Origin of the sequence: Serratia ureilytica (genome assembly GCF_013375155.1) — a bacterium.
Classification (GTDB): Bacteria; Pseudomonadota; Gammaproteobacteria; order Enterobacterales; family Enterobacteriaceae; genus Serratia; species Serratia ureilytica.
In genome coordinates this window covers 167,009-177,189 of record NZ_JABXOF010000013.1, presented here as the reverse complement: position 1 = coordinate 177,189, position 10,181 = coordinate 167,009, and the positions used below count along the sequence as shown (strand labels likewise).

The window sequence follows — 10,181 nt, the reverse complement described above, 5'->3', positions numbered from 1 at the left end:
GGGGCTATAGCTCAGCTGGGAGAGCGCTTGCATGGCATGCAAGAGGTCGACGGTTCGATCCCGTCTAGCTCCACCACCATTTGAAAAGCCGACCTTAGGGTCGGATTTTTGCTTTGCGTTATTTCACCTTCGCCGAAGGCCAGCCAATAAAAAAGGCGCCCGCAGGCGCCTTATCATTGCTGTAAATTTCAGGCTTAGCCCAGCACCAGACCCGCGATAGAAGCGGACAGGATGCTGACCAGCGTAGAGCCGTAGACCAGCTTCAGACCGAAGCGGGACACTACGTTGCCCTGGTGTTCGTTCAGGCCCTTGATCGCACCGGCCACGATGCCGATGGAAGAGAAGTTGGCGAAGGACACCAGGAACACCGACAGGATCCCCAGGCTGCGCGGCGACAGCTCGGCAGAGACTTTCTGCAGTTCCATCATTGCCACGAATTCGTTGGAAACCAGCTTGGTGGCCATGATGCTGCCGACCTGCAGGGCTTCGTGCTTAGGAATACCCATGATCCAGGCGAACGGATAGAAGAAGTAGCCGAGGATTTCCTGGAAGCTCAGGCCGAAGATGGCGCTGAACACGCCGTTAAGCGCGGCGATCAGGGCGATGAAACCAATCAGCATCGCGGCGACGATAATCGCTACTTTGAAGCCGGCCAGGATGTATTCGCCCAGCATTTCAAAGAAGCTCTGGCCTTCGTGCAGGTTGCCGAGGTGCAGCTCTTCTTCTTTATTGGTGTCGTACGGGTTGACCAACGACAGCACGATAAAGGTGCTGAACATGTTCAGTACCAGCGCCGCCACCACGAACTTGGCATCCAGCATGGTCATGTAGGCGCCGACGATGGACATAGACACCGTAGACATCGCGGTCGCCGCCATGGTGTACATGCGCTTTTCCGACATCTTGCCCAGGATATCCTTGTAGGCGATGAAGTTTTCGGATTGGCCCAGGATCAGCGAGCTGACGGCGTTGAACGACTCCAGCTTGCCCATGCCGTTCACTTTCGACAGCACGGTACCGATAATGCGGATGATGAAAGGCAGCACTTTGATGTACTGCAGAATACCGATCAGCGCCGAAATGAAGACGATCGGGCACAGCACCTTCAGGAAGAAGAACGCCAGGCCTTTGTCGCCCATGCCGCCGAACACGAAATCAGTCCCTTGTCCCGCAAACCCGAGCAGTTTGTCAAACAGCGCGGCGAATCCTTTTACGAAGCCCAAACCCGCTTCCGAATGCAGGAAAAAGTAGGCCAGCAGTACTTCGATAACTAATAATTGAATAACATAGCGAATGCGGATGCTTTTGCGATCGCGGCACACCAACAGGGCCAGGATCGCCACCACCACTATCGCCAACGCAAAGTGCGCAATATGGGACATGTTTGCTCCAAATTTGAGGCAGGCTGAATTTCGGCTGTCATTTTATGTAACGCTACGTTTAAAAACGAGACTTCTATTGCAAATATGGAAAATCATAGTGGGAGTTCTCCTAAAGTGTTGCGCAAAAGCATAAAAAATCAAGATGTTAACTCAGACATAGGAAATTCGTATTCTTGTGCTAACCTGTCTTTCAGGGGTATTGCAGCTAAAATCCCATCAGAAAAGTACGGAAATCGGCAAGCTCCGCGCTGAACCCTTCGATAAAACCATTAATGTTGGCTATTACAGAGATAAGTTTTACCGCTCTAAATGCGCTTGATAATTATTATCATTTATATAGAGTGGAGATAAACGTAATTTCAGTAAGGGTTCAACATATGCTGAACAGTCGCGTGGTTGAAACCACCTCTGGTCGCTCCGCCAGAAAAATCAAACTCTCGCTGATGGGGCCCGCCTTCATCGCCGCGATCGGCTATATCGATCCCGGCAACTTCGCCACCAACATCCAGGCCGGCGCCTCGTTCGGCTACAGTTTGCTGTGGGTCGTGGTCTGGGCCAACGTGATGGCGATGCTGATCCAATTGCTGTCCGCCAAGCTGGGCATCGCCACCGGGAAAAACCTGGCCGAGCATATTCGCGATCGCTTTCCTCGGCCGGCGGTGTGGGCCTATTGGGTGCAGGCGGAGATCATCGCCATGGCGACCGATCTGGCCGAATTTATCGGCGCGGCGATCGGCTTCAAGCTGCTGCTCGGCGTGTCCCTGTTGCAGGGCGCGGTGCTGACCGGCATCGCCACCTTTTTAATTTTGATGCTGCAAAAACGCGGGCAAAAGCCGTTGGAGCTGGTGATTGGCGGCCTGCTGCTGTTCGTCGCCGCCGCTTACATCGTCGAACTGGCATTCTCCCAGCCGCAGCTCGCGCCGCTGCTGAAAGGCATGGCGCTGCCCGATCTGCCTAACGGTGACGCGGTATTTTTGGCCGCCGGGGTATTGGGCGCGACCATTATGCCGCACGTGATCTACCTGCATTCATCGCTCACCCAAATCGGCGGCGAACACGACAAGGCGGAGCGCTATGCCGCCACCAAAGTCGACGTCGCCGTGGCCATGACCATTGCCGGCTTCGTCAACCTGGCGATGATGGCCACCGCCGCCGCCGCGTTTCATTTCAGCGGCCACAGCGGCATCGCCGATCTCGACGTAGCCTACCTGACGCTGCAGCCGCTGCTCGGGCAAGCCGCCGCCACCGTGTTTGGCCTGAGCCTGGTGGCCGCAGGTCTTTCTTCCACCGTGGTGGGCACGCTGGCGGGGCAGGTGGTGATGCAGGGGTTCGTGCATTTCCATATCCCGCTGTGGCTGCGGCGCGCGGTGACCATGCTGCCGTCGTTTATCGTCATCATGCTGGGGATGGATGCGACGCGCATTCTGGTGCTGAGCCAAGTGCTGCTCAGCTTCGGCATTGCGCTGGCGCTGGTGCCGTTGCTGGCTTTCACCGGCAATCGGACGTTGATGGGGGAGATGGTCAACGGCCCGCTGGTGCAAAACCTGGGCAAGCTGATCGTACTGGTGGTGGTGGGATTGAACGGCTACCTGCTGATCGGCAGCGTGCTGTAGGCGAAAATAGCGTGGGCCGGCATTACGCCGGCCCGTCGTCGTTAATCGCGGTCGTCATCGCCGTGGCGGCGCCAGCGATCGCGGTCATGATCGTGGTGGTGTTTTTTCTCTTTCTTCCAATGGTGCTTATCGTAATGCTTGTCGTATTTACGATAGCGCCCTTCATGATAGTAGTAGTGTTTGCGCCAGTAATCGCGGTCGCGCCAGCGATAGCCGTCCCAGTAGTAACCGCGACGGCTGCGGTCGCCGAGATAGCGCCCCTGATGGCCTTGCCACCAGTCGCGATCGCGCCAGTCGTAACCGTCCCAGTAACGGCCGCGATTGTCCTGATCGCCGATGCGCAGTGAAACGCCCGGCATCAAATCGATGCTGATCCCTTCGGCGTGTGCTTGCTGTGCGGCGGGCAGCACCGTCGCCGCCAAGATGGCGGCCAAGAGCAGAGGTTTAAACATGACTTCTCCTTTCCGCTTACGCGGCTTGGCCGTTTGTCACTTTATGAAGCGCGTTCATCAGTTTAAAAAAGCGGCCTTATCGTTATTTTTGCTGCAATATCGGCATCATAGCGCCAGCGCTTAGGGTTGAATCTGAGAGCCATTCTGAAAACGGTGCGGGAGGCCAAGATTTGAGATTTTTCTGGAGTCTCGCCGCTCGATTGAGCGGCGGAATTTGTAAGCGATTACAATAAAATGTTCTCGATCTGCGCAAGCTCTTCTTCAGTGAAGTGACGATTGGCCAGCATGCCCACCGCGTCTTCTATCTGCGCAGTCTTGCTGGCGCCGATCAGCACCGAGGTGACGCGATCGCCGCGCAGCACCCAGGCCAGCGCCATCTGCGACAGCTTCTGCCCGCGTTGCCGCGCCAGCGCATCGAGGCGGCGCACCTTGTCCAGTCGGTCGGCGGTCAGCTGTTCCGGCTGCAGGAAACGGCTGCCGCTGGCGGCGCGGGAATCTTGCGGGACGCCGTGCAGATAACGATCGGTCAGCAGGCCGCCCGCCAGCGGGGAGAAGGCGATCGCGCCGACGCCATGATCCGCCAGCGTATCCAGCAATTCCGTCTCCGGCCCGCGTTCAAACATCGAATACTTGGGCTGGTGGATCACGCACGGCGTGCCGAGCCGCTGCAGGATGTCGAACGCCTGGCGCGCGCGCTCGGCCGGGTAGTTGGACAAACCGACATACAGCGCTTTGCCCTGGCGCACCAACAGATCCAGCGCCGCCATGGTTTCTTCCAGCGGCGTGTCCGGGTCCGGCCGGTGGTGATAAAAGATATCCACATACTCCAATCCCATGCGCCTGAGGCTCTGATCGAGGCTGGCGACCAGGTACTTTTTCGAGCCCCAATCGCCGTAGGGGCCGGGCCACATGGTGTAACCGGCTTTGGATGAGACGATCAGCTCGTCGCGCCAGGCCCGCAGATCGGCGTTGAGAATGCGGCCAAAGTTTTCCTCGGCGGCGCCGGGCGGCGGGCCGTAGTTGTTGGCCAGATCGAAGTGGGTTATGCCGCGATCGAAGGCGCAGCGGATCAGGGCGCGGGCGTTGTCGTACAGCGTGGCGTCGCCAAAGTTGTGCCATAGCCCGAGCGAGACGGCGGGCAGCTTCAATCCGCTGCGGCCGCAGCGCCGGTATTCCATATCTTGATAACGCGAGGGGGAGGCTGAGTAGGACATTGTGATCCTTTGTCGGCGAAGAAGTGGCGTGTTTTGAGTGTATGCGTTTTCACAACGTGCCGTCGAGGGGGCGATCACAAGGCCGGCATGTAACGCCAGGTTGCCGCTCGACACGGAAAGCGCTGTTCGAAAATTAACCGGCATCTTCGATACTTAAAGATAATCGCTTCAGCTGCAGACAGGTGATGATCATGACTCAGATCTACACGGTGGCCGATTATCTGCTCGATCGTCTGGCCCAGATTGGCATCCGCCACGTCTTCGGCGTGCCGGGGGATTACAACCTGCAATTCCTCGATCACGTCATCGCTCATCCGCAAATCACCTGGGTAGGCTGCGCCAACGAACTGAACGCCGCCTACGCCGCCGACGGCTATGCGCGTTGCAAACCGGCCGCGGCGCTGCTCACCACCTTCGGCGTCGGGGAGCTGAGCGCGCTGAACGGCGTGGCCGGCAGTTATGCCGAATACCTGCCGGTGATCCACGTGGTGGGCACACCGGCGCAGCGTGCCCAGCGCGCCGGCGATTTGCTGCACCATTCGCTGGGCGATGGCGACTTCACTCACTTTGCGCGGATAGCCAAAGAAGTCAGCGTCGCACAGGCCAATCTGACCGCCGACAACGCCGCCAGGGAGATCGACCGCCTGATCGACGCCGCCTTGCTGGAGCATCGTCCGGTTTATCTGATGCTGCCCAGCGACGTAGCGGAAGCGCCGCTGCCGGCCAAACCGGCGCCGCTGATGCTGCGCCAGGCCAGGCTGTCGCGGAGCGCATTGCAGGCGTTTATCGCCGCAGCGCGTGAAAAGCTGCAATCGGCGCGGCAAGTGTCATTGCTGGCGGACTTTCTGGCGGACCGCTTTGGCGTTGAAACGGCGCTGGATAACTGGATGCAGGAGGTGGCTATCCCGCACGCCACGCTGCTGCTCGGCAAGGGCGTGCTGGATGAGAACCGCGACGGTTTTGTCGGCACCTACAGCGGCGGCGCCAGCGCTGCGGCGACCAAAGCGCTGATTGAAAATGCCGATGTCGTGATCACCGTTGGCGTGCGTCTCACCGACACCATTACCGGAGGATTCACGCATCATCTGCCGGCGGAAAAATGCATCGATATCCAACCGTTCGAAGCCTGGGTCGGTCGTCAACGGTTCAGCCGCATCCCGATGTGCGCCGCCGTGCAGGCGCTGCACCGCCTGACTCTGTCGCTGGCGTCGCGCTGGCCGTTGCCGACGATCGGCCGTCCGGCGCTGCCGGAAGGCGATGGGGAAGGGTTGGATCAGCACGCCTTCTGGCGGCAGATACAGGATTTCCTGCGGCCGGGGGATATCGTGCTGGCTGAGCAGGGCACGGCCTGTTTCGGCGCCGCGACCTTGACGCTGCCGCGCGGCAGCCGGATGATCGTGCAGTCGCTCTGGGGCTCGATCGGCTATACCTTACCGGCGACCTTCGGGGTGCAAACTGCCGAACCGCAGCGCCGGGTGGTGCTGTTGATCGGCGACGGCGCCGCGCAATTGACCGTGCAGGAGCTGGGATCGATGCTGCGCGACGGGCTTAAACCGGTGATCTTCGTGCTGAATAATCAGGGCTACACGATTGAACGCGCTATCCACGGGCCGGAGCAGAGTTACAACGACATCGCCCGGTGGAACTGGACGCAGCTGCCAACGGCATTGGCCGGTGGGCGGCCGGTGACGGCGTTGCGGGTCAGTCAGCCGGAGGCGCTGCGCCAGGCGCTGAGTGAGGCGGCGCAGGGCGACCGGCTGGCTTTCATCGAAGTGATGCTGCCGAAGATGGATATTCCCGAACTGCTCGATACGATCTCGCGCGTCATTCAGTCGCGCAACGCCGCCGCCTGAGCCGCGTCGTCTTCCAGCAATCGCTCCAGCATCCAGTACCCCGCCGGGCCCGGCGGGGTCAGTTTGGACCATACCGCATCCACCGAAATCAGTTTGGGCCAGCCGCGCGGGCGCAGCTGGGTGAGCCTGCCGTGGCCGTATTGTTGCACCAGCCAGTGCGGCAGCACCGCCCAACCGAATCCCTGTTCCGCCATCTCCAGCAACAGCAGATAGCTGGGCGCCGACCAGACCAGCCCGCCTTGTCTGGCCGCTTCGGCGCCGGTGTAAGTGTTCAGGATCAGCTGACGGGTGCTGGATAATTGCTCCGGGGTCGGCGCGGCGACCTGCGCCAGCGGATGCCCATGCGCGACGAACAACCCCATTTCGGTCTGCTCAGGCAGGCGGGAGAAGGCGATATCCGGCGGATAGGTTTTTTGCACTTCCACCATGCCCAAATGCGCGCGGCCGCTTTGCAGTAGATCGATAACGTCGCCTTCCTCGGCGATCATCCATTCCAGCTCAATCTCCGGGTAACGTTGTTCAAACCGCTGCATCAGGCTGTCGTGATGCTTCGGTTGGTAGGTATCGGAAAATACCATGCTCAGACGCGGTTCGACATTGCCCGCCAGCTGAATGCTCAGCGCGTCGAGTCGCTCGCTGGCGGCGAGGATCTCCTGCACGTGCCCCAGTACCTTGCGGCCAGCGGCGGTGAGCACCGGTTGGCGCGCGCTGCGATCGAACAGCGTCAATGCCAGGTCGGCTTCCAGATTGGCGATGGCGGTGCTGACGGTAGATTGGCTTTTGCGCAGCTTGCGCGCGGCGGCGGAAAATGAGCCGAGGGCGGCGGCTTCAACGAACGCCTGTAACGCTTCCGGTGAATAGTGCATATATCTACTTTATCGATGGAACCTATTTTTAATCTACCCAAAAAAGCGATGATAATCACCTGGCTTTCGCAACAACTGTTGAAAAAAGGTGATGTATGCAACTGCAAAACAAGTCTCTCATTGAACGTATCGTCCACGCCGTCGGTTTCGAGGCCATCGCCGTGATGGTTTGCGCCCCGCTGGGCGCGTGGCTGCTGAACCGCTCAATGGTGCAGGTCGGTGCGTTGGCGGTGATGCTGTCCACCGTCGCGATGCTGTGGAACATGGTTTACAACACGGTGTTCGACCGCCTGTGGCCGGTCAGCCGGGTGGTGCGTAACCTGAAGGTGCGTGCGCTGCACGCCGTCGGCTTTGAAGCCGGTTTTATTCTGATCGGCGTGCCGATCGCCGCCTGGATGCTGAGCATTTCCTGGGCGCAGGCGTTTATGCTGGAAATCGGTTTCTTCCTGTTCTTCCTGCCGTACACCATGGCCTACAACTGGCTGTACGACACGCTGCGCCAACGCTGGTTCGAAGCGCGCCAGCCGATCAATTCCGGCGCCAAATAAGGCGTCGTCAGCCCGGCGATTCTCAGGTAAGGTCAGAGGATCGTCGGAAAATGCTGAGGAGTGAAGGATGAAAGTGTTGGGTCTGCTGGGCGGCATGAGTTGGGAATCCACCATTCCGTATTACCGCACTATCAACGAGCAGGTAAAGGCGCGCCTCGGCGGGCTGCATTCGGCCAAAATCGTGCTCTACAGCGTCGATTTTCAGGAGGTTGAACGCTTGCAGCACCAGGGCGATTGGGACGGCGCCGGTCGGCTGCTGGCCGCCGCCGCGGTGGCTTTGCGCGCCGCCGGCGCCGAAGCTATCGTGATCTGCACCAACACCATGCACAAGGTGGCGGAGGCGGTCGAGCAGGCCAGCGGCCTGCCGCTGATTCACATCGCCGACGCCACGGCGCTGCAGGTGCGGGAAAAAAACATTCGCCGCGTCGGGCTGTTGGGCACGCGCTTTACCATGGAGCAGACCTTCTACCGCGGCCGCCTGCAGGAATTGCATGGCATCGACGTGGTGACGCCGGCCAGCGCCGATCGCGACATCGTACACCGCATCATCTATGACGAGCTGTGCCTCGGCAAAATTCGCGACGCCTCGCGCGACGAGTATCGCCGGATCATCAGCGATCTGGAACAACAGGGCGCGCAGGGGATTATTTTCGGCTGCACCGAGATAGGGTTGCTGGTGAGCGAGCGGGATGCCTCGGTGCCGGTGTTCGACACCACCGCGATCCACGCTCGCGCCGCCGCGGCGTTCGCGCTGGCCTAATCGTCGTGCGGCGGTTGCCGGCGGTTCACCAGCATCAAGGGTTTGCCCGCCAGCGCCAGCCAGGCGGGCAGCATCACGATGCACAAGATCGGCAGCAGGTGCAGATCCGGCACCACCGCCACCGCCATAAACAGACTGAGCCAGCCGTCGCGCGTGACCACCAGCACCAGCCCCATGATGGCGCAGGAGACCGTGATCGCCGCCGGCACCGCCGGAACGTGCTGATGCAGCATCAGCCCCAGCGCCACGCCGACGAACACCGCCGGGAAGATGCGCCCGCCGCGAAAGCCGCAGGCGGCGGCGATCACCAGCGCCGCCAGCTTGGTCAGGGTAACGGCCAACAGCGCCGGCACCGAATAGTTGCCGTCTGCCGCGAGGCGCTTCATTTCATCCAGCCCTTTGAACAGGGTAATCTCACCGCCCACCAGCGCCAGCAGGCCCAGCACAAAGCCCCCCAGTCCTAGCATCAACACCGGATTCTTCATCGAATGGAACAGGCGGTGAACGTGCGGGAAGCACCACAGCGCCACCATGCCGAGCGCGATGGCGATCAGCGCCACAATGGCGCCGCTGAAGATGTCCGGCAGCCGCGTCACGTCATAGGCGTCGAGCTGCAGGGCGAAGTTGGGCACGAAGAATATCTGGGTGGTGACCGCGCCGGCAGCGGCGGCCACCAGCGGGGCGAACAGCCGATCCCACAACGGCGTTTCGTTATTGCCTGCCAGGGTTTGCGAGAAGATCAGCGCGGCGGCGACCGGTGTGCCGAACATTGCGCCGATGGTGCCCGCGGCCGCCAGGATAATCCAGTCCATGCGCGGCACTTTCGGCAGCAGGCGAGCCCCAGCCGCCGCTACCAGCGCGATATTGATGGCGGTGATCGGGTTTTCCGGCCCCAGGCTGACGCCGCCGGCCAGGCCGACGATCAGCGCCAACCCCAGCCCCGGCAGGGCGGAGAGCGGCAGGGGCATGCCGATCAGCGATTCCGTCGCCGGATCCGGCCCGGCATGGCCCGGCATATAGCGCACGATCAGGCCGACCGCCACACCGGTCAGCGTCAACATTGCGACCGGCCACCAGGGCGACTGGGCGTCCAGGCTCAGCGCATCGGGCAGCGTTACCCACAGTAACTGCTGCAGTGCGGCGGCGATTTTCATCACCAACAACAGCACCAGACTGGAGGCGGAACCGATAATCAGCGCAGGCAAAGCAAAGGCCAACATGGCATTGGCGCGCGGATGCAGCATGGATAATCCCTTGTCGATGCCTCCCGGCAGGGCAGGGAGAGCGGGTGGTTGGACAGTGGCCACAGCTTGCCAGACTATCGGCGCGCAGGCACGCATTGATATTGCCCGGCGTCGATGACGGTTAACAGTCGCCGAGGGGCGTTTTTTGCCGCAATTTGTTTCAAAGCGCGGCGTCGCGGGCCAGCTGAAACGTTTTTTGTGATCCGGATCGCTATTGGGGTGCAGATACGAGGCGGGTGATTGTTGTTT

Annotated in this window: 9 protein-coding genes and 1 tRNA gene; 5 read left to right on the top strand and 5 right to left on the bottom strand. The window is 60.6% G+C overall.

The window, feature by feature from the left end:
- A tRNA-Ala gene (locus tag HWW83_RS22530) sits at positions 1–76 on the top strand.
- A 118-nt stretch (positions 77–194) separates the two neighbouring features.
- On the opposite strand, the gene HWW83_RS22525 is transcribed toward HWW83_RS22530, so the two are convergent.
- A complete protein-coding gene (locus tag HWW83_RS22525; protein ID WP_004936373.1) occupies positions 195–1,382 on the bottom strand; it encodes a NupC/NupG family nucleoside CNT transporter in 1,188 nt (395 codons plus the stop codon).
- A gap of 377 nt (positions 1,383–1,759) precedes the next feature.
- On the opposite strand from HWW83_RS22525, the gene HWW83_RS22520 reads away from it, so the two are divergent.
- The gene (locus tag HWW83_RS22520; RefSeq protein WP_176589560.1) at positions 1,760–2,995 is read left to right on the top strand and encodes an Nramp family divalent metal transporter; all 1,236 of its coding nucleotides are present in this window, start codon (positions 1,760–1,762) and stop codon (positions 2,993–2,995) included.
- 41 nt (positions 2,996–3,036) lie between these two features.
- Here HWW83_RS22520 and HWW83_RS22515 read toward each other — a convergent pair whose 3' ends face one another.
- Positions 3,037–3,447, bottom strand: a complete 411-nt coding sequence (locus HWW83_RS22515) for a DUF2502 domain-containing protein (RefSeq protein ID WP_025303761.1) — start codon at positions 3,445–3,447, stop codon at positions 3,037–3,039.
- A 224-nt stretch (positions 3,448–3,671) separates the two neighbouring features.
- Positions 3,672–4,661: an L-glyceraldehyde 3-phosphate reductase gene (mgrA, locus tag HWW83_RS22510; protein WP_116286729.1), complete on the bottom strand. Its 990-nt coding sequence runs from the start codon at positions 4,659–4,661 to the stop codon at positions 3,672–3,674.
- A 191-nt stretch (positions 4,662–4,852) separates the two neighbouring features.
- Here mgrA and HWW83_RS22505 point away from each other — a divergent pair, with 191 nt between their 5' ends.
- A complete protein-coding gene (locus HWW83_RS22505) occupies positions 4,853–6,514 on the top strand; it encodes an alpha-keto acid decarboxylase family protein (RefSeq protein WP_047575522.1) in 1,662 nt (553 codons plus the stop codon).
- On the opposite strand, the gene HWW83_RS22500 is transcribed toward HWW83_RS22505, so the two are convergent.
- The gene (locus HWW83_RS22500; RefSeq protein WP_033632445.1) at positions 6,490–7,380 is read right to left on the bottom strand and encodes a LysR family transcriptional regulator; all 891 of its coding nucleotides are present in this window, start codon (positions 7,378–7,380) and stop codon (positions 6,490–6,492) included. The two genes, HWW83_RS22505 and HWW83_RS22500, sit on opposite strands and share 25 nt — an antisense overlap.
- Positions 7,381–7,475: 95 nt before the next feature.
- Between HWW83_RS22500 and HWW83_RS22495 the strand changes: the two genes are divergently transcribed.
- Both HWW83_RS22495 and HWW83_RS22490 read left to right on the top strand, forming a co-directional pair.
- The gene (locus HWW83_RS22495; protein ID WP_016926809.1) at positions 7,476–7,928 is read left to right on the top strand and encodes a multidrug/biocide efflux PACE transporter; all 453 of its coding nucleotides are present in this window, start codon (positions 7,476–7,478) and stop codon (positions 7,926–7,928) included.
- 67 nt (positions 7,929–7,995) lie between these two features.
- On the top strand, positions 7,996–8,688 hold the full coding sequence (locus tag HWW83_RS22490; RefSeq protein WP_123061867.1) for an aspartate/glutamate racemase family protein: 693 nt from the start codon (positions 7,996–7,998) through the stop codon (positions 8,686–8,688).
- Here HWW83_RS22490 and HWW83_RS22485 read toward each other — a convergent pair.
- Positions 8,685–9,932 (bottom strand): ion channel protein, encoded by a 1,248-nt coding sequence (locus HWW83_RS22485; protein WP_101453272.1) that lies wholly within the window; start codon positions 9,930–9,932, stop codon positions 8,685–8,687. The two genes, HWW83_RS22490 and HWW83_RS22485, sit on opposite strands and share 4 nt — an antisense overlap.
- Between the last annotated feature and the right edge of the window lie 249 nt (positions 9,933–10,181).